Annotated in this window: 21 protein-coding genes and 1 pseudogene; 9 read left to right on the top strand and 13 right to left on the bottom strand. The window is 46.3% G+C overall.

Annotation, left to right across the window (positions count from 1 at the left end):
* Window positions 1-42: 42 nt before the first annotated feature.
* The 3 genes from PTQ21_RS01325 to PTQ21_RS01315 are packed head-to-tail and all read right to left on the bottom strand — an operon-like array spanning window position 43 to window position 3611.
* Window positions 43-870: an energy-coupling factor transporter transmembrane component T family protein gene (locus PTQ21_RS01325; protein ID WP_274568584.1), complete on the bottom strand. Its 828-nt coding sequence runs from the start codon at window positions 868-870 to the stop codon at window positions 43-45.
* Window positions 845-2731 carry an ABC transporter ATP-binding protein gene (locus PTQ21_RS01320; RefSeq protein WP_274568583.1) on the bottom strand — a complete coding sequence of 629 codons (1887 nt, stop codon included), beginning with the start codon at window positions 2729-2731 and terminating at the stop codon, window positions 845-847. The genes PTQ21_RS01325 and PTQ21_RS01320 overlap by 26 nt, the downstream gene beginning before the upstream one ends.
* Window positions 2724-3611 (bottom strand): DUF8171 family membrane protein, encoded by an 888-nt coding sequence (locus PTQ21_RS01315; RefSeq protein ID WP_063567058.1) that lies wholly within the window; start codon window positions 3609-3611, stop codon window positions 2724-2726. The genes PTQ21_RS01320 and PTQ21_RS01315 overlap by 8 nt, the downstream gene beginning before the upstream one ends.
* Window positions 3612-3815: 204 nt before the next feature.
* On the opposite strand from PTQ21_RS01315, the gene PTQ21_RS01310 reads away from it, so the two are divergent.
* The 7 genes and pseudogenes from PTQ21_RS01310 (at window position 3816) to mmuM (ending at window position 12512) form a co-directional block, all read left to right on the top strand.
* A complete protein-coding gene (locus PTQ21_RS01310; RefSeq protein WP_079697702.1) occupies window positions 3816-4649 on the top strand; it encodes a MurR/RpiR family transcriptional regulator in 834 nt (277 codons plus the stop codon).
* A 304-nt stretch (window positions 4650-4953) separates the two neighbouring features.
* A complete protein-coding gene (locus PTQ21_RS01305; RefSeq protein WP_063567060.1) occupies window positions 4954-5904 on the top strand; it encodes a methyl-accepting chemotaxis protein in 951 nt (316 codons plus the stop codon).
* Window positions 5905-6061: 157 nt separating this feature from the next.
* Entirely contained in the window at window positions 6062-7780 is a 1719-nt protein-coding gene (locus PTQ21_RS01300; RefSeq protein WP_063567061.1) for a spore germination protein, read from the top strand.
* A gap of 53 nt (window positions 7781-7833) precedes the next feature.
* On the top strand, window positions 7834-8934 hold the full coding sequence (locus PTQ21_RS01295) for a GerAB/ArcD/ProY family transporter (protein ID WP_072735605.1): 1101 nt from the start codon (window positions 7834-7836) through the stop codon (window positions 8932-8934).
* Entirely contained in the window at window positions 8931-10130 is a 1200-nt protein-coding gene (locus PTQ21_RS01290) for a Ger(x)C family spore germination protein (protein ID WP_090811307.1), read from the top strand. Before PTQ21_RS01295 ends, PTQ21_RS01290 begins: the two co-directional genes overlap by 4 nt.
* Before the next feature lie 100 nt (window positions 10131-10230).
* Window positions 10231-11484: pseudogene (locus tag PTQ21_RS01285) on the top strand (amino acid permease); the annotation flags it as partial.
* Window positions 11485-11528: 44 nt separating this feature from the next.
* Entirely contained in the window at window positions 11529-12512 is a 984-nt protein-coding gene (gene mmuM, locus PTQ21_RS01280) for a homocysteine S-methyltransferase (RefSeq protein ID WP_274568582.1), read from the top strand.
* A 165-nt stretch (window positions 12513-12677) separates the two neighbouring features.
* On the opposite strand, the gene PTQ21_RS01275 is transcribed toward mmuM, so the two are convergent.
* From PTQ21_RS01275 to PTQ21_RS01240, 8 genes are all read right to left on the bottom strand, one after another.
* Window positions 12678-13829 (bottom strand): PQQ-binding-like beta-propeller repeat protein, encoded by a 1152-nt coding sequence (locus tag PTQ21_RS01275; RefSeq protein WP_274568580.1) that lies wholly within the window; start codon window positions 13827-13829, stop codon window positions 12678-12680.
* Between the two features lie 33 nt (window positions 13830-13862).
* On the bottom strand, window positions 13863-14828 hold the full coding sequence (locus PTQ21_RS01270; protein WP_274568579.1) for a hypothetical protein: 966 nt from the start codon (window positions 14826-14828) through the stop codon (window positions 13863-13865).
* A 266-nt stretch (window positions 14829-15094) separates the two neighbouring features.
* Window positions 15095-15292 (bottom strand): hypothetical protein, encoded by a 198-nt coding sequence (locus PTQ21_RS01265; protein ID WP_274568578.1) that lies wholly within the window; start codon window positions 15290-15292, stop codon window positions 15095-15097.
* A 174-nt stretch (window positions 15293-15466) separates the two neighbouring features.
* Window positions 15467-17869 (bottom strand): ABC transporter permease, encoded by a 2403-nt coding sequence (locus tag PTQ21_RS01260; protein WP_274568577.1) that lies wholly within the window; start codon window positions 17867-17869, stop codon window positions 15467-15469.
* Between the two features lie 3 nt (window positions 17870-17872).
* Entirely contained in the window at window positions 17873-18631 is a 759-nt protein-coding gene (locus PTQ21_RS01255; protein ID WP_274568575.1) for an ABC transporter ATP-binding protein, read from the bottom strand.
* A 124-nt stretch (window positions 18632-18755) separates the two neighbouring features.
* Window positions 18756-20198, bottom strand: coding sequence for a sensor histidine kinase (locus PTQ21_RS01250; protein ID WP_274568574.1), 1443 nt, complete (start codon window positions 20196-20198; stop codon window positions 18756-18758).
* Window positions 20199-20219: 21 nt separating this feature from the next.
* Window positions 20220-20924 (bottom strand): response regulator transcription factor, encoded by a 705-nt coding sequence (locus PTQ21_RS01245; protein WP_274568572.1) that lies wholly within the window; start codon window positions 20922-20924, stop codon window positions 20220-20222.
* A 199-nt stretch (window positions 20925-21123) separates the two neighbouring features.
* Complete coding sequence (locus tag PTQ21_RS01240) at window positions 21124-21942, bottom strand: helix-turn-helix domain-containing protein (protein WP_274568571.1); 819 nt, start codon at window positions 21940-21942, stop codon at window positions 21124-21126.
* Window positions 21943-22085: 143 nt separating this feature from the next.
* Here PTQ21_RS01240 and PTQ21_RS01235 point away from each other — a divergent pair, with 143 nt between their 5' ends.
* Both PTQ21_RS01235 and PTQ21_RS01230 read left to right on the top strand, forming a co-directional pair.
* Window positions 22086-22862: a sugar phosphate isomerase/epimerase family protein gene (locus PTQ21_RS01235; RefSeq protein WP_063567070.1), complete on the top strand. Its 777-nt coding sequence runs from the start codon at window positions 22086-22088 to the stop codon at window positions 22860-22862.
* A gap of 27 nt (window positions 22863-22889) precedes the next feature.
* Window positions 22890-23909 (top strand): Gfo/Idh/MocA family protein, encoded by a 1020-nt coding sequence (locus PTQ21_RS01230; protein ID WP_063567071.1) that lies wholly within the window; start codon window positions 22890-22892, stop codon window positions 23907-23909.
* 330 nt (window positions 23910-24239) lie between these two features.
* Here PTQ21_RS01230 and PTQ21_RS01225 read toward each other — a convergent pair whose 3' ends face one another.
* Together PTQ21_RS01225 and PTQ21_RS01220 are read right to left on the bottom strand one after the other, a co-directional pair.
* On the bottom strand, window positions 24240-25187 hold the full coding sequence (locus PTQ21_RS01225; RefSeq protein ID WP_063567072.1) for an aldo/keto reductase: 948 nt from the start codon (window positions 25185-25187) through the stop codon (window positions 24240-24242).
* Between the two features lie 21 nt (window positions 25188-25208).
* Entirely contained in the window at window positions 25209-26213 is a 1005-nt protein-coding gene (locus PTQ21_RS01220; RefSeq protein WP_076291178.1) for a Gfo/Idh/MocA family protein, read from the bottom strand.
* Between the last annotated feature and the right edge of the window lie 93 nt (window positions 26214-26306).

Here is a 26306-nt window from a genome sequence, read left to right as displayed (position 1 = left end):
GAATGATTAATGGTATGAATAGTTACAGCATTTTATTTTGAATTACAGAATCTCGTAATGCCCGCCGAGCCAGAACAGCAGTGCAACATAGATTGCCGATCCGGCGAGAAATCCGAGGTCACGTGAGGTGATTTTCAGATGGGCCAGCTTCAGGAGTTTGGACTCAGGATGTTTCATGCCGTACGAGAAACCACGTGTCTCCAATGCTTCCACCGTTGTGCGAGAACGTTTGGCGGTAGCCAGCATTAGCGGGAAGAAGGACACAACGAACAGCTTCATATAGTAGACAACGAGCCGCCAATAGAGCCATCCGTGCCGGGAGGGAACCTGACCTCGCAGTCTGTAGGACAGCATGATGTTGCGGAATTCACCGAACAGCACCGGCAATATGCGGTAAGCATAAGAGAGGCTGAAAGAAAACGTCGCAGGCATGCCGAGCGCAAGTAACCCATCGCCGATCCGTTCCGGGTCCATGCCCGAAAAGACGGTGATACTCGCCAGCGAGACGATGGACAGCTTCAAAGTAAGCAGCAGCAGGGGGAATGCAGATTCCAGATTGCCACCGAAGAACAGCGAGATGATAAACATCCACCCGACCTGGCCGATTAATCCTAAGCAGAGAATGATAATGATAAAAGGAGCGGCTCTGGACAATATGGTGGTAGTCACCATCAACAGAAACATGCCGAGCAGCACAGTTCCGTTATGAACAAACCAGGGAACGATGGCAAAAAAGAGATACCAGATCAGCATGGCACGGGGATCAATCCGCGACAGGCTGGCATGTCCGCTGCCATATACGGTATTCATCAGCTCAAGCTGAATGCGTTCAATGGATATTTTGTCAAACCAGTTGCGGACAAGCTGCATGATGCATATCCTCCTTGGTGAGTGATTGATTCAAGAGAGTATCAACAAAAGCCTCGGTTGTCGGTGAAAGTGTCGGTAGACCCATCCGGTGAGAGAGCTCCATGATCTGTGTAAGCGCAAGTCCGGAGCGGCGCAGAAGGGACTCATCCGCAAACACGTCGGCAGGTGTGCTGTCTGCTTCCACCTGACCATTGTGAAGCACGATAACGCGACTAGCCCACTGGGTAACCAGCTGCATATCATGCGTGGCAATGACGGTTGTTCGCACATGCTGATCCAGCTCATCCAGTACACCTATCAGTTCCTCGCGGGTGGCAAGGTCCAGATTGGCGGTGGGCTCATCCAGCAGCATAAGTGAAGGCTTCATGGCTGCACCGATGGCAAGTGTGACACGCCGCTGTTGTCCGCCACTGAGAAGCCGGGCATCCCGCTCTTGCAGCGGAGTAAGCCGAAAACGCTCCAGTACATGTGCAATTTGCTGGTCAGCTTCCGGGATGCGACGGTTCTTCAGGAAATACGCGACTTCTTTACGAACACTGTCTTCGATAAACATTTCGGAAGAGTTCTGAAAAATATAGGCGACCTTCCCCGCCAGCTGCTCCAAAGAGGAACGGTGCGTAACTTCACCCAGAACACTGACACTGCCTTCTTGAGGTAGGCTAATGCCAGCCATCATCTTCAGTAAGGAGGATTTACCCGCACCATTGTTGCCAATCAAGGCAATCCGTTCTCCTTCATGGAGTGAAATATTAACTCCACGAATGACTTCATGTTCTTTTTTGCCCAGTCCTCTGTAACGCAGCCGGGTTTGATGAAACTGTACAATAGGCATCAACGGTTCAGCAGCCGAGGCAGGCGTTGAACGCTTGGTATTTGCAATTTGGCTAGAAACGTCGCGTGCCAAGTTCGAATAGGATGAAGGTTCATTTTGCAAAGAAGCGGATGGAATGGATGGGTAATGCTCGGCAAAATAAACGTTTGCTTCTTCCACAGTAATCGGGAAGCGTTGTTCTGAACCTGAGAGGCCCGCATTTGCTCTTTCTCCCTGCGATAACTCTGCAGCCTGAATAGCTGCCCGTGTAACCTCAGGAGGTTGAATGCCCAGCCGTTCCAGATCCGCAATTCGATTCAAACCTTCCTTAACAGGAAGGTTCCACAAGACCCGGCCTTTGTCCATCAATACCACATCTGCGCAGAAGTCGGCGATAAATTCAGTATGGTGCTCGATGACGATAATCGTCTTGCCATATTCCGTATTCAATTTCGAAAGACACTCATAGATGAGTCTTGCATGCTGCGGGTCAAGCTGTGAGACAGGTTCATCCACGATCAGGATATCGGGGTCGAGCGACAGAGCTCCGGCCAGAGCGAGCAGATGTTTCTGCCCACCACTCAATTCCCAGATGTATCGGTTATGAATGGTATCCAGACCACACATGGCAAGTGCGCGTTCTCCGAGCTCCCGATAGTTGGGCAGTCCGTAGTTGAGTGGTGCAAAGCAAGCCTCGTCCAAGACGGTGGGACGCACGAGCTGGTTATCGAAATCCTGATAGACGTAACCGATCTTTCTGGACAGATCTGCAACACTTCGCCCTTCGGCAGGCATGCCAAGTACATGAACTTCACCGGAGAAGTCTCCTGTGTAGAATTGAGGAATAAGGCCATTGAACAACTTGCACAGGGTGGATTTGCCGCAGCCGTTGCCCCCGATAATGGCTGTAAAACTGCCTCGTGGGAGTTCGAGTGAAGCTCCGTTCAGGACGGGCTCTTCGGAGCCAGGATACGTAAAGATGACATTTTGAATGGAAATGGCAGAATCCGATGCGGAAACAGAAGCTGATGTGGACATTTCATTATGCATAAGGGCGATTCTCCGTACCGGGTACCGTTTTGTTTTTGCTTCGTTTAGCGCGCATGATCAGTAATGTCACCACAGCAACCAATGCGGCAGCTCCGATACTAATCCATATTGAAGCCGAACCATATTGATCTGCATAGTCCGTCTCCCAAACAGCGAAGTTGATATCCATTTCGGACAGGGATTCCGCACCAAAGGCCAGCCCAAGCAGCAGCACACCGATCAGGATCAGTTTCGGACGGAAGAAGCCGATTCCTTCATACTTCATCCCTGGATTACGAGGTTTGATGCCGAGCAGTGGTTCAATTTTGCCATAGAGTAGGGGTACGAGATACAGCGTAGGCAGCAGAGCGAACAGGATGCCTGAGAACAGTACGTCATTCAGAAAGCCAACCCCTTCAATCAGCACAACACTTTCCGCAAGTCCAGGGACGGCTTCCAGCTGCTCCACACCAATCCACACTTTACCGATATCCACCAGTGAACTAAGGAACTGATGAATGATGACGCCTGTCATAGCTGCGATTCCGACCTGTCTGCGATTGCGAGGATCACTGACCATACGTCCTGCGACATACATGGCAAAGGAAAAGGTAAGGAATTTCTCCAGCTCGCCCAGTCCGCCAAATTGCCCCAGCATCAGCTCACCGAAGATCACTTCGCCAAGAGCCGCACCAAGGGCAGCAATCATGGGGTGGAACAAAATGCAAAGTGTCAGCGGAATGAAGGCAAAGTACTCAACAGACAATTCAATCGGTCCAAGCTGGAGCTTGGGAATAAGCTCTGTGAACATGTTGGACAAGCCGTACAGTGACATGGAAAGCACAAACACCATCATTTTCTGTGAAGACGTCAGCGTATAACGCTCAGTCATCTTCTTCATCGTTACATACCTCCCTGAAAGTTGGTGATCATCATAGCCACAGTCTAGGGGCAGAGTATTAACGGGAAAGAAGACATTTGTAAATCAAATGTAATTTTTATTACATATTAAGAGTTTAATGAAAAAAATATTACATACATTACCCACTTCTCTTCCTTTCAACTGATATACTGAGTGCAGAGCGAGAAAAGGAGTGCATACGGAATGAATTTGTTTACTCATAAAGAACAGCTGTCGCCAGGTCATCTGAAAATTGCTGATTTTGTTGAACGCAATCCGGAAGAGATTCTGTTCATGACGGAACAGGAGATTGCGGACAGGTTGGGGGTCAGTATTGCGACCGTATCCCGTTTCTGGCGGGCGGTTGGATATGACAATGCCAAAGCATTCAAAATCCGGCTTCGTACATCCGAAGACACTACACCTGCCCTTAAATTAAATAAAACCATATCCCGCATGGATACGGACAGCCTTCCCGTTCAGTTACTGGAGGCCTCCGTCAGCCATTTGCAGGAGACGTTATCCCATATGAAGCAGGGGGATCTGGAGCACGCAGCAGCGATCCTTGCTGAAGCACGAAGAGTATATGTGTATGCTCCAGGGCCTTCCGCTGGTTTGGCGGAATTATTGTCCTTTCGGCTATCCCGATTCGGATTGACGGTCATCCACCTCGCCGGAGGTGGCCATGAATTATTGGAATCACTGATGCATATGCAACGGGAGGATGTTGTGCTGCTGATGTGTTTTACAAGACTCTTGCCTGAAGCAGAGGTCATTCTGGATTATGCCAGAGATACAGGCAGTAAAGCCGTACTTGTAACAGATCGGGAAGACCTCTTATATGGATTGGGGACGGAGTTATCTTTTTACGTTAGTAGAGGGGAGCTTGGCGAATTTCATTCCATGGTTACTCCACTACTGTTAATGGAACAACTGGTGCTGGCGGTGGGATTGATGCAGAAGGACCATGCGCTGTCTAAGCTGGAGCGGCTCGCTGACTTGCGCAGTCGGTACGCAGATAAATTGCCGCGAGACTGATGGATGAAACAGGTAGCGTAATATACAGAGACGACTACTGATAACATCAAAGCTATGGAAGGTTATACCATAATTAGGGGCGGTTAATCCGCTCCTTTTTGTGTTAGAATTTGCTCATGAAAAATATTGTTTAGACAGTTAGTTTATTGGGTATAAAAAGTCAAGCCGTAACGAATTGTTAGAAATTGATTTGGGAGTGATCCAATTGACTGCAATTGGAGTATACAATAATAGAGTCGTCTCTATTCAGTTGAATACATAATTGCACTACAACAGGAACTGCCAGAATGAGAACGGTTTAATCATGGGAAGAAGTCAGGGAGTGGGGATCGCTTTGCCTATAGTAGATGTGGAAAAAAAAGATGTTGTTACCGATGCGCTGGTCATTAAGGCCATGGAGAAAAGTCTGGCTATCATTCGATTCGATATGGATCGACGGGTTACGTATGTAAATGAAGTTTTTGCCCAGACGATGGGCTATTCCGTAGCTGAGATGTATGGCATGCAGCATGAGCAATTTTGTTTCGACGAATTCGTGAAAAGCCCTGACTATAATGCGTTTTGGAGTAGTATTTTTAACGGTACTAGCTTCCAGGATAAGGTTGAACGCAAGGATGCAAAGGGAAATCCCGTATGGCTTGAAGCGACATATATGCCCGTCTATGATGAATTGAATCAGAATATATTGGGTGTGTCCAAAATAGCTACAAACATCACGACCCGTCAGAATAATATTTCAGCTGTAGTTAATGAACTGAAGACGATGTCACATGATCTGAACGAACATGCTGATATCGGCATTGAGCGAAGCCGTGAGCTGATGTCCAGTATCACGTATATATCTGAAGTTTCCGCCCACAACCGAGCGACACTGAATCATTTGCAAGAACAGGCACGTTCTATCCAGGGAGTTGTTAAAACGATTCGCGAAATTGCGTCGCAGACCCAGCTTCTGGCCCTGAACGCTGCGATTGAAGCGGCACATGCAGGCGAATATGGGCGCGGGTTCGATGTTGTAGCCAAGGAAGTACGCAAACTATCGGCCATGGTCGAAAATTCCATTAATGAGATTCGGGATAGTGTGAATGGGATAACCAAAGAGATTACGAACATTTCTGGCGGAACACAGAAGGTGGAAGGCTACGTGGAGCGAAGTCAGCAGCAGATCGAGGTGGCGTTGAATGATTTTACAACCATTGCGGCGTCTGCACATCTACTTGATGAGAAGGCGCAACACGTAACCAAAATCGTATAGATAAGGTAAACTCCAATAACCCCTAGGGAAGCGGGTGCCAATAGAGGCATCTGCTTTTTGTTGTTCAAAAAAACGGGAATTATTGTGAGCAATCGGGGAAACAATACTCTGGAATACCTGCAAGTTCATAGCGCAGAGAAATGTTGGGGTGAGGGTGATGTGGTCAACGATTTGGTCGTACGTGCCGGAGTGGCCCATATGGTTACAGGCTTTTTTGTTATGTGTCATTCCGCTATCGATTCTGAAAATAACCCGTTGGATTCGTTCTTCCGTGGATCAGGGAAGCTTCGCAATTTCTACAGATCAAAACCAAGGCAATAACGACGAGCAATCTGTATCATCAGGATCTGATGAGAACCAGAGTTTAGAAACAGGGCGTTATGCCAATATCAAGCTTACCGGGAATTATGTTACCGATTTAATTAGTTCAAAGGAGACCTTTGCTCAGAATGCTGATGTACATATTCGAGAGTTTACAATACGAGGCACGAATACAAGGGCAGCGGTCATGTATATTGATGGTCTTGTGGACCAGCAATTGATTGATGAGCATCTGATTACACCTCTGATGATCAGGGGTGTACCGGAACTGCAACAGGAGAGCTTCCTTCATCCAGCCGATATACATCAGATTAAGAACTATTTAAGTAATCAACTTCTGCCTGTCAGCCAGATACAGGAGACCGAATCGTTACAGGAGCTGGCCTTGGGAGTACTTGGGGGTAAAAATGCACTCCTTGTGGATGGCATGCAAGGTGCACTGATGATTGGCACACCCAAAGGAATAAGCCGCAACATTGAAGAGCCCTTGTCCGAAGCATTGCTTCGCGGGCCAAGAATTGGATTTACGGAGCATCTCAGTGACAATACAGGTATACTGCGACGCTTCGGAAGCAATCAGAGTTTGTTTATTCAGAAATTTGAAGTGGGTACCCGGATCAAGAAGGATCTTGCTATCGCGTATATAGAGGATATTGCCGATCCTGAGCTTGTGGCAGAGGTCCAGAGGCGCATAGAAGGATTGGATATGGATGTCATGCTGGAATCCGGTTATGTGGAGCAGCTAATTGAAGACGATGAGCTGAGTCCGTTTCAACAGATCCAAAACACGGAAAGGCCAGACCGCGTAATCAGCGGAATGTTAGAGGGACGTGTTGCCATACTGCTTGATGGTACACCGTTTGCCTTAATTGTGCCCGCAACCTTCAGCATGCTGCTGCAATCTCCTGAGGATTATTATGAGCGCTGGATACCAGGCACATTTCTGCGCATGCTTCGTTTTCTGGCAGCCATGATTGCGCTATTTGCTCCTGCCTTGTACATCTCCTTTATTTCATTTCATCCTGGTCTGATTCCCACGAAGTTGGCATTGACCATTATTGAGACGCGAAATGGTGTACCGTTTCCTTCCATTATTGAAGCACTCATTATGGAGACAGCCATTGAAATATTGCGTGAGGCTGGTATCCGTCTGCCCAAACCGATCGGTCCGGCGATGGGCATCGTCGGTGGTCTCATTATCGGGGATGCAGCCGTACAGGCCGGTATTGTCAGTCCATTTCTCGTCATCGTAGTTGCGGTAACGGCGATCTCCTCATTTTCCATCCCTACCTATAGTGCTGGAATTACACTGCGAATTTTACGTTTTACAGGCATGTTCAGTGCAGCGGCGCTTGGATTATTCGGGGTGATTATGTTCTTCCTGCTTATTTGCAGCCATCTCGTGCGCCTGAAAAGCTTTGGGGTTCCCTATGTCAGTCCAGTGGTCCCGTATAGCTTGAGCGAATGGAAGGACCTGCTGATCCGTGCACCATTAAAAATGATGAGGCGGCGTCCGCGCATGATGAACCCTACCGATCCGGATCGCAAGAAATAGATGAATAGCAAGATTAACATAAACATTTTAAACCAGAGCAAAGAGGTGATAACGTGAATCGTCCCACGGATAAGCTGACGACAACCCAGACCGGAGTCATGATTATCAATTACATGCTGGGCGCTGGGATTTTGACACTTCCGCGTACTACGGTTGAGGCGGTAGACACACCGGATGTCTGGATCTCCATCATCATATCCGGGCTAATCGCCACGTTTATCGGCATTATGCTCGTCATCCTGTGCCGACGATTTCCTGGCAAAACGGGTTTTCAGTTTGTTCAGGAAATAACAGGTTCATGGATTGCTTTTATACTGGGAGCGGTTGCGATTATCTATTTTCTGGTCATTTCGGCATTTGAAATTCGGGTCATGGCAGAAGTAACCGGACTTTATCTGCTGGAAGGAACACCGGTCTGGGCTATTGTTATGGTCTTCATGTGGGTGGGCATCTATTTGAACTCAGGTGGCCTAGGTGCAGTAGCACGTCTATTCGAGATTATTTTGCCCATCACACTTATCATTTTTGTCATTGCGATTTTGCTTAGCAGCAAACTGTTTGAAATTAATAACCTGAGACCCGTATTGGGAGAAGGGATTATGCCGGTATTCAAGGGACTTAAGTCAACTTTGCTTGCGTATACGGGCTATGAAGTGATGTTTGTCATCATGGCTTATATGCAGCACCCGCAAAAAGGGATCAAAGCGGTAATGTGGGGTACGCTCGTTCCGACAGGCATCTACTTAATTACGGTAGTTATGGTAATCGGAAGTCTTTCCATTGAAGGCATGAAAACTCGAACGTGGCCTACCCTGGATCTGATGAGAAGCTTTGAGCTACAGGGATTGATCTTTGAGCGTTTTGAATCGCTGCTGCTCGTGATCTGGATCATGCAAATCTTCTCGACCTTTTCGATCACACACTATGCAGCTACCGTTGGCTGTGCCCAGTTGTTCAAAAGCAAGAAAATTTTACCCGCCATGTTTATCCTGCTGCCTGTAATTTATATCATCGCCTTAATTCCCAAGGATGTGAACGAAACATTTCAACTGGGGGATGCGGTGGGTAATTTATCTATTTACCTATTTGGAATTCTGCCTACAGTCCTGCTGTTGATTAGCATCCTCCGCAAAAAAGGAGGGAAGTATGCATGAGTCGCAAAGTCAGATTAGCGCTATTGCTGCCTGGATTAATGCTGCTGTTGTTTACCTCTGGATGCTGGAGCAGCAAAGAGATTGAGGATCTTAGTGTGTACGTGGGACTGGGTATTGATGTTGCCAAAGAGACAGAATTTGAGAAGAGTGTGAATGAACAGGGTGGACACTATCCGAAAAGGAATAATATCACAGCTACGGTTCAGATTGTTCCTAAGGGATCATCCAAGGAAGAGAGTCAGCAAGGATCCCCTGGAGCAGGGAAGTCCTATTTTAACGAACAATTAACAGGCGATTCAGTTATACAGATATTTCGTCAGTTCTCTCTGAGAAGAGACCGGCCGCTGATTGGACATCATCTGAAAGTCATCGTGGTGTCCTCCGAGGTGACCCGGAAATTCAGACTGGATCAACTGCTTGATTTTGTGTTGCGTGATAATGATATTCGGCCAAGCTGTCTGGTTGTTGTCAGTGATCGCAGGGCACTGGATGCATTGACGTCCAACGATCCCAGTGAGATTCCTTCATTCTACCTTACCGGACTTGTGGACAATGTGTATCGTACCAATAAAATTCTGCCACCAGTCTCACTCGCCAAATTGGATGCAACCATGCAATCGGGGTCGAGCTATTTGCTGCAAAATGTCATCTCCTATGAGGGGGAACACAAGTTTTCGGGAGCGGCCATTTTTAGCGGGAAAACGAACCGATGGATCGGAAGTCTGAATCAGACGGACATGGAGGGACTATCCTGGGTACAAGGAAAAGCGAAAGGTGGAGTCGTTAAGACGTATACACACAAAGACGGCAGCACTATAACCTACGAGATTAAACACATAAAATCGAAAATTATTCCCACAGTTAAGGGGGACGATATTTCATTTCATGTTCAAATTGAATCAGACGGCTGGTTTATGGAAAATTGGACAGCTCCGGAAGCGCATGGTTCTGAGCATTATCTGGATGGTCTGGAGAAGGACTTCGGTCATATGGCTGAACAACAGGTAGATCAATTGCTTCACAAAATGCAGGATGTCTACAAGGTGGATGCAGCAGGGTTTGGCGATAAGCTGCGAATTAAATATCCACGGGTATGGAAGAAAATTAAAAATAACTGGGACGAAACGTTTAGTGAAATTCCGATCACGTATGATATTAAAGTTAAAATCACAAATCAGGGATCATCGACGGAATAAGAGAGACGTTTCTTTTTATTTGTCAGTAACGGCGCACTCTTCAGGAAGAGTGTGTCTTTTTGTTTTGTTGTTTTCTGGATGAAGAAGTAGGGGAGCAGACATGAATAACAACAAAGATACAGGGCATTTTCAGCGCAAAATGCAGGCACGTCATGTAATCATGCTCTCACTTGGTGGTGTCATTGGTACAGGTCTTTTTCTTAGTTCGGGTTATACCATCCAGCAGGCAGGACCGATCGGTACCATTCTGTCTTATCTGATCGGAGCGATTGTCGTCTAGCTGGTCATGCTCTGTCTAGGTGAACTTTCTGTTCATATGCCAGAGACAGGGGCGTTTCATAGCTATGCGGCAAAATATATTGGACCAGCAACAGGATACACTGTAGCCTGGTTGTATTGGCTCACTTGGACGGTTGCCCTCGGTTCCGAATTTACAGCGGCCGGGCTGTTGATGCAGCGCTGGTTTCCTTCAGTGAATGTTTGGATCTGGAGCACATTGTTTGCTCTTATGATCTTCCTGTTCAACGCGCTGACCGTCAAATTTTTTGCGGAATCGGAGTTCTGGTTTTCCGCAGTTAAAGTCCTTGCAATTTTAGTCTTCATTATTCTTGGGGGCGCAGCCATGTTCGGTATTATTCCAATGGCAGATTCGGAACCTGCACCGTTTCTATCCAATATTACAGCATCTGGTTGGTTCCCCAATGGGGCTACTGCGATACTAATGACGATGCTTGCCGTATACTTTGCGTTCTCGGGTACCGAATTGATTGGGATTGCTGCCGGGGAAACAGAGAATCCGGAGAAGACGATTCCAAAAGCGATCCATACCACACTGTGGCGTTTAATTATCTTTTTTATCGGAACGATTGTTATTCTCTCGGCCTTGTTGCCTATGTCGGATGCCAGTGTATTGGAAAGTCCGTTTGTAGCGGTAATGGAGCGGGTGGGAGTACCCTATGCAGCAGACATTATGAACTTTGTTATTCTGACGGCGATTCTCTCTGCTGCCAATTCGGGCCTCTATGCATCTTCACGGATGCTCTGGTCTCTGGCTGACAAGAGAACGATCTCTCCGTGGTTTGCCAAGTTGACCAAACGCGGAGTACCATTGAATGCGCTTCTGATCAGTATGGTGGGTGGTGCACTGGCTCTGCTGTCCAGCATCATTGCGCCAGGTACCGTGTATATTACACTGGTCTCCATTTCAGGTCTGGCTGTCGTTGCGGCATGGATGAGCATCAGTGCTTCACAGTATATGTTCCGCAGACAGTATATCCGGGAAGGACATGCGGTCAAAGATCTTGTCTATCGTACGCCACTGTATCCAGCGGTGCCTATTATCTCGTTTATATTGTACAGACTAATCCCATAGAACAGATCCTGCGTGAGTATCCGGTCATGATTCTGGATGGAGCGCTGGCCACGGAACTCGAACAGCATGGGTGTGATCTGGATGATCCACTATGGTCGGCTCGTGTATTGCTCGAGAATCCAGATGTTATCGTTCAGGTCCATGCGGATTATTTCCGCGCAGGAGCCGACTGTGCAATTACATCCAGTTATCAGGCGACGGTGGAGGGGTTCCGCAAGAGAGGAATCGGCGAGCAAGCAGCGTTGGACCTTATTCGCAAGACGGTGGAACTGGCTGCACAGGCGAGAGATGACATATGGGCAGAAGTGCAGGACGGGGGATTTGAAAACACGGCAGTCAAACCGGAGGGCAATCTGGTATTCGGAACGGCACAACAAACGTCTGATGTCTTGGAGACAGGGGTCTTGGCTCGGCCACGACCGATGGTTGCTGCATCCGTTGGGCCCTACGGCGCTTATCTAGCTGATGGATCGGAGTATGTCGGTCACTACGGCGTGTCGGATGAGACGTTGGCTGCATTCCATCGTCCGCGTATGGCGGCGCTGATTGAAGCGGGTGCTGATATTCTGGCGTTTGAGACGATTCCTTCGTTGCAGGAAGCACAGGTGCTGGTTGATTTACTGAAGGAGTTTCCTCATGCGTATGCCTGGTTATCTTTTTCTTTAAAAGACGGGACGGCAATCAGCGAAGGCACGCCGATTGAGACATGTGCACGATTGTTTGGTTCCGAGCCGCAGATTGCTGCGATTGGCCTGAACTGTGCTCCCATGGAAGTGGTGACAGAAGCCGTAAGTATTCTCAGCCGTGCCAGCGACAAACCTGTTATTGTGTATCCGAACTCGGGAGAAGTATACGATGCTGCAACGAAGACGTGGAGTGGACAGGGAACGTGTGGCAGTATGAGTGATGCTTCGGAACAGTGGGTTGCTGCGGGTGCAAAAATTATTGGCGGCTGTTGCCGCACGACGCCACATCAGATTGGTGAACTTGCAAAGAAGTGGCGGAATTAAAAGACTTGATGTAGAGTTGTACCCCGAAAAGCTAGAGATACAACCAAATATAAAGAAGCCCTCACGACCCATTACTGGATTGGTGAGGGCTTTTTCAGTGTGATTTAGCGTTAACATCAACATGAGGACATTCCTCTTGTGATGCTTTTGATGCTTCTGATTATGCTATTTAATTAACTGAGTGCTAACTAAGGTACGACCTTCGTCGCTTAGGATGTACAGACCCGTTGTGTTATTGAGAAATAGACGTTCCTTATGAAGATCAAATTCGCCATTTTTGTAAGTGTACAAAACCTTCAGGTTGTTTGTGTCCATAATTATTAGTTCTAGTTCATCTGCGTCATTCTTTTCAGATTTAAACATCAAACTTGTGCCATCCAAAGCCATATTGGGATATGATACTGGCAGGTATGCCTTCTCAGCAATTAATCTACCTGAAGATGAATATAGCTTGATTCGTTTATTTTTATAATCCACAAATATAAAACGACCTTTCAATGCAAAAAGCTCTGTTGAATATTCCTTATAAGGAAGTTGTTTTGTCCAGTTTAGCTGCCCTGTGCTGTTGTAGCCTTTAAGCGTTATTGTTTTTTTGTAGATATTATAATGCAGGAATGTGCCGTCAGATAGACTCTTAATCCCATTGTAACCTTTACCACCAGTAATCGTTTTAATTTTTTGTCCGCTGGTCAGGCTAATCAAGTAAAAATCGGGATTATCGCCAAATTTACTGCCGACAATCACATCACCATGAATCTGCTGCATAAAATATGGAACCTTGAACTTTCGACTTAAATTTCCACTAGCATCGTAATAGTAGAGTACATTGCTTTTATTATCATGGGAGACTGAAATCAAATATAGACTTCCATTTTCGCCTGGAATGGCTGATTCAGCCGAGTATAGTCTCCAATCTTCTGGCGGCCCGGGCAGAGGTGCTGTCCAACGGATCTGACCTGTGGCTATATGCTTGGCACTCACTTGATTATCGGCAAAAATAAACATGTATCCATCATCGGAAAGCGTGTACTCGTTGTCCGTTGGAATCGACCAAAGGAGCTCCCCTGTTTTGGCATCTACACTGTCGATATAATAATCATTATTCTTGTCTACTTTAGTTACGAGAAGACTTTCATTCCCCATGGCATCTGTAACACTCTTCATTGAATATGAGCTTGTTGCACTCTGTCCACCGTTGGTAATATCATACCCCCATTGGAATTGCAGCAGATCTTTAGCCAGAGCTGGCTCGGATGGGATTGCAAGGAAGAAGCATAGGCTGGCTATAAGCCAATAGTTGATTCGCTTTAAACTCATGATTGGTAGACTCCTTATGTAATGTTCTCTGGATTATGGAAGTAACTGATACTTTCTTATCGTCTGCCCGTCGGAAGGCAGGAAAAATAATTCATTTTGCTTATTGAGGAACAATTCATCTTGATTAAACCTTACATCGTTCCAATCGTTCTGTGTCACCCGATAGAGCTCTCTCAGATTATTTGAATCTCTAATCACGAGTTCTATTCCCTGTTCCGTGTATTGGATGTACATAAAACTCTGTAAATCGATTGCCATTTTCAGAGGGCTATTTGGATCACCTTGCATGTAGAAGGGATTTTCATTGACTCCTGTAATGAATTTTCCATCCGAATTCATAAGCATGATATTGCCTGCGGTTTGTTCCAGATACAGCACACGATTATGGATGATAAATATCTGGGGAGGCCCTTTTTTAAAAGAAAAATCATACTTCCATTTCAAAGCTCCCGTAGGCGAGTACGCCCTCAACTCAAGTTCACGGTTATTGATAAACTTCCGGGTTATTAGGGTTCCATCGTCCGTAACCCTATTCCCGTAGGGCAAGGTTGTTTCATTGGTCAGCACCGTTAGCTTCTTACCTGTAGAAAGATCAAAAACATGAGTATACGGACTTTTGTTGCCCGGTTGACCTAAAATAAAATTGCCTTCTATTGTGTAGTATTGCATATAGGGGAGAACAAGCTTTTTGCTTCGATGTCCCTGTTCATCATAATAATAAAGAGTTATATATTTGTTTTTGTGATAAGTAAAAGAATAAACTGTTCCGTTTTTGGTGAAATCTGAGGACTGACCTTCACGAAAGTAAGGGTTTATTGAGGACCATATCGGTTTACCGGTTGTCAGATCCGAGACCGTAATAATATCATCAAATCTTTTTTCATAGTCATCAGTTTCAGCAGGTTTGAAAGTATACATGTAACCATCACTGGTTGAACCATAATCAGATTCTGGCTTGGACCATCGGATGTCCCCGGTTTCACCACTAATGTTCTCCACATATATGAGGTCCTCATTCACAACCTTTCTCACCAGAATGTTTAGGTTGCCGGATGAATCCAGTCTGAAGTAATGCGGAGTGAATCCATCCCCCCATTGGCCAGAATCGACCTGCTTGACCCATTCAAGTTGTGGCACGGTCTTAGCCCAGGCCGAAGGCGTGCCAATCGACAACAATCCTACACTCAGGATGCTGATTAATAAACAAATTCGAATACAAAACCATTTCAAAATAAACAGCCCCTTAACAAAGATCGAGGTCAAACTTAATCTGGACCTACCGTTTCATTTTTAATATCCTGCACCAACCGTATGATCTCCGCAACACCTAGTAACAATAGTCCTGCTATAATACCGTTCATCATAACTGGAAGAGCCAAAGACCATTGAAAGCCATTGAACTCATTTTGCCCAACGAGGATACCGGCAATAATGGATAGAATGATGCAATCCAAGCGATCCACTTCAACAATTTACTCGTTTTATTTTTGTTGTACAAAGAAATTAACTCCTTTACCATAGTATGCCATTAAGTCTATCATATCTATCATTGCTAGGTATATAGGACTATTTTTGTGTCGGATTTAGAGTTTTGTTGAAATATATTGTCATGTGTTTTAATGTCTGTCTGCTGCATATTATTCAATAACAAGAATGCGCGGGGATGCCTGACGAATCACCTTGGTTGATCTCCAGGAGCCAAAAGCTGCTGCAAGGATACTCAGAGAAGAGAAAAGTATAATCCCCCACCAATTCAGAACCAACGGGATTTGTACGATACCGTATCCAGAGAGCACCTTTTCAAGCAATAATGGAAGAAGGTACACACCTGCAATAACGCCAAACATCGAACCGATCAGGGATAACAATACAACTCCCAATGTAATAGAGGACCGAATACTGCCGGATGTCATTCCAATCGACTTATAAATGCCATACGTCTTGCTCTCTTTGCGAATACTGATCCGGCAGGTGCTGAAGATAATGATAAATGTAACCAAAATGAACAGCAGACCAATTAGAGCCATGGGGTACACAAAAATGCTTGCAGCTTCTGCATAAACAGAATCCAGCAGCGTTTTTTGTGTGACGATGGAAGCAGAGTCTTTGAACCGCTCATTCAATTGGTTAGCAATAGCTCCTGCCTGTGAAGGATCGTTGACATTGATAAACGCCACATTTACATCTCCGTAATCCGGATTCACGCTTCGAACCGCTTGAGCTGTGATTCTTCCGGATACCGACAAGTCGGAGATGGCCTGATAGATGCCCGAAATCATGAACGTGCGCTTCTCTCCTTCAATGTAGAGATCAATGAGATCTCCAATATCCTTGTTGAACATCTTGGCAACACTAACCCCGATTGAAATTTCATTTTCGAGTTCCGGATTGTTTCCTCTCAACGTCTCAAAACCAAGATCTTGATAGCTTCCATCCAGTACTCTTAGATAAAGACTGGTAGACTGGCTGGCCACGTCGGTTGAATCATCTGGAAGGATAACCCCTGTGATGTTCCCTTGCCAGCCCACATTTTTGATGCGAAGGTCCTCTTCCAGCACCTGCTTTAACTCATCCTTGGGGAAGGTAGATTTGTTCACAACGACGGCGGCGATGTTAGCATTGTCGTAGCCCCACTTGGCAGCTGTCTGATAAATTCCGGTAATGCTGGTCAGTACAACATATCCAAGGACAAGCACAGAGGCAGCCATCGTGGTTAACAGCAGCATCAGAACAGAGCTCTTGGTATTCTTGATCAGATTTCGTATGCCAATGACGGCGGCTACTGGCAGCCGGGCAAATCCAACCCGGTTGGCTAGAGGCGAATTCATTCGTCGGGCCAAGCGGGTATTTTCAGTTTCCGACATACCGTAGCGGATGGCTTGCACAGGCTCGATGCTGCGCGCCTTTTTGGCGTATAACACAACGAATAATATTACCAGCGCAAACAGTAGTATGCCGACTAACATGGCTGCTCCGATGCCTTCCATCGGTACATCTCCATTGCCAGTTCGCAGAGAAGACACAGAAATGTTGATAATGAATTTGGATACAAACACGCTCAGCGCCAGTCCTGGAATAACGGCAATGATGGACAGCAAAGCATATTGAATAACATAGGTACCGATTGTTCTCCCGGAGGTCAATCCCAGTGATTTCAGAATCCCTATTGTTTTGTAGTTGGCCAGAATAGCATCCGAAATGGTAAATCCAATGGTGATGAGAGCGATAACCATCATGACAGCACCCAGGAAAATCATAATGAATCCAATAATCTGATTGATAATCAGATAGAAGGAAGAGATACTCTCAAACTCCATCTTGGTTTCCAAGAAAGGGGTATGGGTCTCACTGGTGTAACGATCCCAATAACTGGAGTTGGTTCGATAATCATCAAAATGGATACCCATCATATAATTATCTTTTCCTGCGAGTGCCTGGAAGTCATTCTGGTAGTCTGTACTGTTCATCCAGATCCTTGCCGCATTGGTGAATGGTGCACCGTAAGGTACATCGACTACAATCGCGGATACCCGAAGATCAAGCGCGGAGGACCCTGTTTTGAAATTAACGGTATCTCCTACGGCTATATCATAGGCATTCGCCATTGAAGTGGGAATCCATACGCTCCCTTGTTCGGGAGCCGAACTCTGCGCACCACTCGAAAAGATCAGTTCATCGACGGCCCAGGGCGGCTGAGGGGTATTCATCATGTACAGATAAAGGTTGGGAATGTCCATGCCTTTGAAGGCGATTCCGGACAAGGTACGATACGTGAGCAAAGGTGAAACCTCAACTCCGTCCTGTTCAGCCCACCATTCATAGACGGCTTTAGGGTCATTCAGTCCTTTATCAAACGTCAATATTTGATGGGACCCGTTGGTCCGGGTGTGCATTTCGTTGAACAGATTGCCCGTGTTGGCCAGAATAATAACCGCAGTAGATACCAGTAGTGTAGATAGCAAAATGAGCAAGGTGATAAACAGATTCTGTGTCTTATTTTTGCTCAGGTAGGAAAGGCTCAGTTTCAACATAGCAGCCATAAATTACTCCTTTCCCGACACAAACGCGAAGACCATCGATTCCCGATTCTGGATCTGGTGTTCGTCATATTTGTCAAACTCGAGAATACCTCCAACCTTGCCATCCCGGATAAAGATCAGACGATCCGCCCGGCAGGTTGCCTTGATATCATGCGTAACCATCACAACAGACTGTCCCTTACGGTTGATATCGGTCAGGATATCCAGCACGGCTTTCCCGTGCTCATAGTTGAGGCTTCCCGTGGGTTCATCTGCAAAGATGATGTCCGGTGAATTGATCAGCGCACGTGCAATAGCTGCTCGTTGCTGCTGGCCACCCGAGGTTTGGGAGGGGAGACGGCTATTCTGTCCGTCGATATCCATTGCCTTCATGAGGTGGGTGGCACGTGCCTTGACCTCACTTTTTTTGCTTCCGGCAATGTAACCTGGCAAAGCGATGTTATCCTGGATGGAAAGATCGGGCACCAGATTGATACTTTGGTAGATGTAGCCGATTCTACGGGTACGGAATTCGGACATTTCCCGCTCACTATAGGCGTCAATACGCTGATCCTGAAAATAAACCTCGCCGGCTGTCAATTGGTCCAGTCCGCTCAACAGATAGAGCAGCGTTGATTTGCCTGAGCCGGAATTACCCATGATGACGGTAAAATCCCCTTCATAAATATCAAGATCAACATTGCGTATGGCATGATATTGCTCGCTTCCAGTATTATATGTCTTGCATAAGTTTTGAGCGCGGATAATGGATGTTTTGGTCAAGCAGATCACTCCCCATGACAGTATACGATTCATTCTAATAGGGGGATGTTGAGAAAGACTTATCAAATTATGAATAAAGTATTACAGCCCTATTGGTAAATGGATAGAAAATACACTTTACTGCTCAGCAGATTGGAAGAGTAAACTGAAACAAGGTGCCCTGACCCTCTTTGCTGGAAAAGGAAATATGTCCTCCGTGGGCTTCAATGATACTTTTGCAGATGGACAAACCGAGACCGGTTCCCTCATGAATATTCCTTGCGGAAGGTGAGGAATTCCCCCTAAAATATCGTTCAAACACAAAAGGCATATCCTGAGCTCGAATTCCCTGCCCTGAATCAGCGATACTAATCCTCAATTTACCTAAATCAAGTTCCGCGTTAATCCGAATAGAATCTCCCGGGACGGTATGTTTGAGCGCATTGGAAACCAGATTGGACAGGACCTGTTCAATTCGTATAGGGTCCATTCGGATAAGAACATTGGGAATGTACTCCGGCTCCTCATACTTCAGACCGTTCATTCGTACGCTATGTCCAATGGGGTTCAACATCGTTTCAAATGCGGAACGGCTGTAAACCTCACGCGGCTCCACCGATATCTGGCCCAGCTCTTGCAATGCATGAACAAGCAGGTCCTCGACAAGACGGGCTGTTTTGTCCGTATTGGTCTGCATGACTTTCATATACTCCATCAGAGTTTCTTTATCGGAGCATATTCCTTCCAGAATAGCTTCTATGTAGGCTTTTACTGTTGTAATCGGTGTTTTGATATCATGAGAAATATTGGTAATGAGTTCTTTTTGCGCAGTTTCCTGCCGGATACGAAGTTCGCTTAAATGCATAATTTCTGTACGCATCAGATCAAACATGGCGTATAGTTCGCTCATCTCATCCATGCGGTTATACTGTACCGGTTCATTATATTGTCCTTTGAGAATGGATTCGGCATGTTTCTTCAACTGATGAATGGGGGAGAGCAGCTGTGTCTTAAATTTTCTCTTCATCAACACTAGATAAATGCCAAGAACCATAGAGGTGATCAAAAGCGTACCCAAAATAAAGAAAGGGAATATCACCGTTTCTTTCACCATAACCAATGCCTTAGGAATCGTGAAGAGGGCATTGCCGATCTGGCTTCCTTCGGGACCAGCCATAACAGGGAAAGCGATGTTAAGCGAATCGTTTCCGTTCGTGGCCTGTACGGCATGATTCAGATCATAATGCAGGGCTGATCGCAGATTGACTTGTTTTCCTTCGGAGGTGGGAGAAGAGGACAGCAATATAGTCCCATCCAATCCAACATAAGAAAGCTCTACCCCGTTTTCCTTGACGATAGAAAGAAGATTTTCTCGTACTCTTGTTTCCTGCAGGAGATGAATATTCTGTTCCAGGTTAAGCAGGATGGGGTTAACCCGGAGACGAACTTGCTGGATGGACACAGAAGACTCAGTCGAATTTCGGTTTTCTAGCAGATTAAGAAATAAAACCAGACTACATCCGATCAGAATAAACAGGAGGAAGAACGATGCTTTGAGCCATCGTGCCGACCAGGTGTTCAGTGACATGTTGTCTCCTCCAATCTTTGCCTATTCATGATTGAATTTGTATCCTACGCCCCAAACGGTCTTTAGAACAGACGGATGGGAGGGATATGCCTCGATTTTTTCTCTCAGCCTGCGAATATACACAGTTACCGTATTTTCATCCCCGTATGCAGCATATCCCCAGATTGCATCGAGCAACTGAGACTTGGAAAAGACCTGATTTTTATTGCTCGCGAGATAATGCAGCAGCTCAAATTCCTTGGCGGAAAGAGAAACCTCGTTACCGTCTAAAGTGACCTTATAGGCTTTCTTATCAATTTCCAGGTTAGCCAAACGTAGTAGATTTGTTCCGTCTCGTTCGGTCACTAAAGCTAAACTGTCATATCGTCTGAAATGAGCATTGATGCGGGCGAGTAACTCGCTTAGGGAGAAGGGTTTGGTCATATAGTCATCCGCCCCGAATCCCAGGCCGAGCACCTTGTCGGTATCACTGCCTCGTGCACTCAATATGAGAATGGGAATGTTGTTTCTCCGCCGAATTTCCCGGCATACATCGATCCCGTCCATATCCGGAAGCATGATATCTAGAATAATGTAATCCGGCTGGAGCATATCCATCATCTGCAACCCGTCTTGTCCATTGCTGGCCACTGCGGCTTCATACTGATTTTTGGTCAAATAATCTCGCGAAATGCGCGAAATATCATGTTCGTCTTCGATAATTAAAATTTTACGTTTGGTTTCCATTGAAATCTCTCCAAATAGTAGAGTGGTAGTGTATAAGACTAATCCTATGTATGAATCTGTAAGAATACTATATTTTAACTATACAGGTTTGTTTTCGTGAAGTCATGGGAACTACAAGAGGTTTTTTTGAAAGAAAGCAGCCGATTGAAATCAGCTGCTTTCATTATAAAGAAGGAAGAGGATCGAGCCACAACTACACTTATAAATGCTCCAGATCAATGGATTGATGGGCCTGGGATTTGAGATATTCAGCCGGGGACATTCCAAAGTGGGATCGGAATACCCGGTGAAAATAGGAATAGCTTGCAAAGCCGCATGTTTCGGCAATATGCTCTAGGGTCATATCGCTGTACTTCATACGCTCCAAGGCAGCGTTCAGCCGAATCTCAATCGCATACTGGATCATCGTTTGGCCATAGTGCTCCTTGAACAATCGCACCGCACGAGACAGGCTTAGTCCTGCGTAGCGGGCGGCTTCTTCGAGTTTGAAGGTCACAGTGGCATGCTCTTCAATGAATCGTTTCAGCTTCAGTGTCGAGGAAACAGAACGATCCGTCTGGATATTCTCCTTGATGGCCCGATCGATATACAGACACAAACCACGCAGCAGTACGTCATTCAGTTCTATATTTTCCTCCAGCGGTCCACGGCGTTTCTCCAGGAGCATACTGCGCCAGAGACTGACCAATTTATCATCCAGCCCGATGTGGCTCACTGTGGAACGATGGTGACGCTTCCACCAGCTATCAATCCAATCCCCTTCACAGAACAAATAATAGTCTCCGCTGGACAATCGGCCCTCCTTATGAGGTTCTTCTACCACGAGATAGTAATCGTCTCCGGGTTTAAGCAGTAGTAAATCGCCGCCAGTCATCTTAAATTCTTCATCCTGCACATATACCTTGCAAGATCCTTCGGTTTGCAGACGGAACAGATAAGTCTGCAACTCGCCCTTCATATTATGGTTAAACGCCTTATAGTGATAGGAATAGTCACAGATCAGTACTGAGGTTTCCACAAGATGTATCCTCCAAATTTAAAAATTTGATCAGATAGTTCATGTTCTGACGATATTGTATATGTTCATTCTAGCCTGTTTTGCGTTAGGATGATACCAGATAGAGCAATGAAAGCAAATTTGAGAGCAGAGGTGCATCTATTATGAAAAAACTTAATATTGGTTTGCAATTGTTTACACTCCGTGATGAAACTGCAGCAGATTTCCGTGGAACTTTGCGCAAGGTAGCAGAGCTTGGTTATGAAGGTGTCGAATTCGCCGGATATGGTGACATTCCTGCCGAAGAAATGAAAGCGCTATTGGATGAGCTTGGACTGAAAGGTTTCAGCAGCCACGTTTCATTACATGCTATGCGTGAAGATCTGCAACAACAAATCGACTACCTCAAAACTATTGGGGCTCAATATATGATCTGCCCTTACCTGATGCCCGAAGATCGTCCAGAGAATGCAGAAGGCTGGACCAAACTGTTCAACGAATTGCAACAATATGGTGCAGAAGCGACTAAACAAGGTCTGATCTTCGGTTATCATAACCATGATTTTGAATTCCACGGTCAGGTTGGCGACGAAAATGCCTTTGATGCAATGTTTGTTCAAACGACACCTGAAGCGGTTCAAGTGGAAATGGACGTATGTTGGGTGCAATTTGCTGGACAAAATCCGATTGAGTATATCAACAAATATGCAGGCCGTCTGCCGTTGCTTCACTTGAAAGACTTCAGCAAAGACGAACAGGGCCAGATGAAGACACTGGAACTGGGACAAGGTTCAGTTAATCTGCCAGCTGTTATTGAAGCGGCTACAAGTGCAGGTGTAGAATGGCTGATCGTGGAACAGGACGTTTGCCAGAATCCACCGCTTGAAAGCGTAGCCAACAGCCATAACTGGCTGAAACAGAATTACTTGAACCAATTCTAATTTATTTGTCAAAGGAGACATTTGTACATGAGTAAAATTAAAGTTGCTGTATTCGGCTGTGGAGCCATTGCCGAGCGCAGACATATTCCAGAGTACGCTGCCAATGAGAACGTAGAACTTGTCGCTTTTGCCGATCCGATCGTGGAGCGTGCGGAGAAGATGGCCGAAACTTACGGCGGTAAAGCTTACTCTAGCTACGAAGAATTGCTTGCAAGCGAAGAAGTGGATGCGGTCAGCGTTTGTACGCCGAACTACCTGCATGCTTCGATGGCCATTGCTGCTGCGAATGCCGGTAAACATGTACTGGTGGAAAAACCGATGGCGGTTACTACCGAAGAAGGCGAGCAAATGATTGAAGCTGCCAAGAAAAACGGTGTGTATCTGATGGTTGGACACAACCAACGTTTGATGCCTCCACACGTAAAAGCCAAAGAAATTCTGGACTCCGGCAAACTCGGTAAAGTCCTGAATTTCCGTACTTCCTTTGGTCATCCAGGTCCGGAAGGCTGGAGCGTAGACGGTGCAGAAAGCTGGTTCTTCCGCAAAGAAGAAGCGATTATGGGAGCCATGGGTGACCTGGGCGTGCACAAATCGGACTTTATCCGCTATTTGCTGGATGATGAAGTATCCGAGGTTGCTGGTTTCATCAGCACACTGCACAAGGAAAACACCAAAGTGGACGATAACGCAACATGCCTGCTTCGCATGAAGAGCGGTGCAATCGGTACGCTGGTAGCGAGCTGGACACAATACAGAGCAGGAGATAACAGTACGGTTCTGTGGTGTGAAAATGGTGTGATGAAGATCGGAACGGTAGATGGTGACGAGGTTATCGTTGAGCTGACTAACGGTACGGTTGAAACATACAAAGTAGGCGCAATGTCTACCAACGAGAAACAAGTACCAAGCGGCGTTATTGACGCTTTTGTCGAGTCGATTGTAACGCAAACACCTCCAAGCATTTCCGGTGAAGAAGGTCTGCGTTCCCTGCAAGTGATTCTGGCAGCATTTGAATCCGAGAAGACTGGTCAAATCGTGAAGCTGTAATCGTAACGATATCATCGTCATTACTTTAAAAATTTGACTATCTCATATTAAAAAGGGGCTTACCTCCAGAGAAATATTTCTGGCGGGTAGTCTCTTTTTATTACTTTTTCATGACAGCCAGATGGGTGTAATCCGTAATAGAGGACAAGTCTGGACCCGAAGTTTGGCGATATGCTGATCCTAGCGAAAAGCGATTATTGATCCTGCCTGCGGCATGGCTACAATGGTTGAATGGTTAGCTGGCATTCCAAAAAGGACTGACCACTCCGCTACATCGCGGAAGAGTCAGTCCTTTCACTATCAAGATTGAATTAAAAGTGTATGCCAGTTTTACACGCTTGGTTTTACATTACTGCCCAAATCCAGCCAATCGAGTTCTTCACGAGTTAGTGTGATACGAGAACCTTCGTCACAGGAGAGCAATTCTGCCTGATTCTGGGCACCTATCAACGCACAGGTTGGAAACGGCTGATTCAATACATAAGCGAGAGCAATCTGGATGGGGGAAGTCTTTTTCGACTCGGCCAATTGTTCAGCACGGTGCAAACGTTCCCAGTTACCGTCACTGTAAAACACACGAACCAGATCTTCATTGTCCCGAACTTCAGGTGTGAATCGTCCGGTAAAGAAGCCACGAGCCTGGGATGACCAGGACAGCAAAGGAAGCTTGGTGCGTTCATGCCATGCCAGTGTTTCATCGTCTGCCGATACACAGCCGGCCCAGAACGGTTCATTCGCTTTGGCGAGACTGAGATTCGGACTGCTGAATGTAAAACCTTTCAGACCGTTAGCAGCTGCATATGCATTAGCTTCTTCTAGCCGCTGCCAGGTCCAGTTGGAGGCGCCGATCGCGCCGATTTTGCCGGATTCAATATGTTCGTTCAATGCTTCGAGAATCACTCCAACGGGTGTGTTGGGATCGTCCCGATGCAGGGCATATAGCTCCACATGTTCCGTTTGCAGCCGTTCCAGACTGGTTAGAAGGTCACTGCGGATAGCATCAGCGTTAACGCGTGGGCCATTCTGGTCATGATGCGCACCTTTGGTCAAAATAACGATCTCGTTACGGTTACCCCGTTCCTGCATATAACGTCCGAGCACTTCTTCACTCTGCCCGCCACAATAAATATGCGCGGAGTCAACGGTATTACCGCCAATCGCCAAGAATGCATCCATGTTCGTAGCTGCTTTCTCATAGGAATCATGGTAAAAATAATCGGTTCCTTTAATCAGTCGGGAGATAGGTTTACCTGCACCAGCAATTTCAATGTATTCCATAATTCAGTTCATCCTCTCTACTTATAGTGTAATGCGTGTACGTTCTTCCGCTGAACGAAGACAAGCTTCGAGTACTTTCATATTGGCTATAGCATCGGATGGATCGAAGCGCAGAGCTTTACCTTGAAGCACAGCTCGTGCCATATCGTCGCCCTGGAGGGAGTAGTGATTGACCTGTGGGACTTCAATCTCCTTACGCTCACCGTCAACAGTTACGAAGAAGTTGGAGCTGCGATCCCTATTGCTGATAAAGGCAGAAGGAACCTCAATGATGCCATCTGTTCCAAGTACCTCCAGTGTGTTGCGGAAGGCTGCCCACATGCTGCTGTCAAAGGTGACGCCAATATGATTGTCGAACTCAAGCAAGCCGGAAGCCATCATATCCACATGATCATGTTCAGGGGAGAACATGCCAATGACGGTTGCCGCCGAAGGCTCTTGACCAAGTATCAAGCGTGCTGCACTGATGGAATAACAGCCGATATCATACAGCGCACCGCCGCCCCAATCACGCCGAAAGCGAACATTACCTGTAGAGCCTGAACTGTTGAACGAAAATGTACTATGAATGCCGCGGATCTCACCAATTTCTCCGCTGGCGATAATATCCTTAATCTGATCATAACGTGGATGATGTCGGTACATGAGAGCTTCAGCGAGATGCACACCAGCGTCTTCGCAGGCTTGCACCATTTCCTGAGCTTCCTGCTCCGTCAGTGCCAGTGGCTTCTCACACAAAATATGTTTACCAGCTTCTGCGGCACGGAGTGTCCACTCCCGGTGCAGATGGTTCGGAAGCGGGATGTAGACCGCATCAATGGAATCGTCAGCAAGCAAAGCTTCATAGCTGCCATAAGCTTGAGGAATGCCGAGTTTGTCAGCAGTTTGTTTTGCTTTTTCTTCATCTCGACTAGCAATGGCAGTCACTTCATTCAACTCGGATTGCTGCAAACCTGGAATAACGGATCCTACGGCAATGCTAGCGCTACCAAGAATTCCCCAGCGCAGTTTTCGATCTGAATTCATTTGTTGTTTCCTCCTATGAATGAATGTATATTGTGATTATAAGTAATAGATGAATGAATTAAAATGATAATATATTGAAATGAGTTAACACAA

This window comes from Paenibacillus marchantiae, from assembly GCF_028771845.1.
Taxonomy (GTDB): domain Bacteria; phylum Bacillota; class Bacilli; order Paenibacillales; family Paenibacillaceae; genus Paenibacillus; species Paenibacillus marchantiae.
The sequence above is the reverse complement of the archived record's forward strand: the minus strand, read 5'-3'. Positions and strand labels throughout refer to the sequence as shown.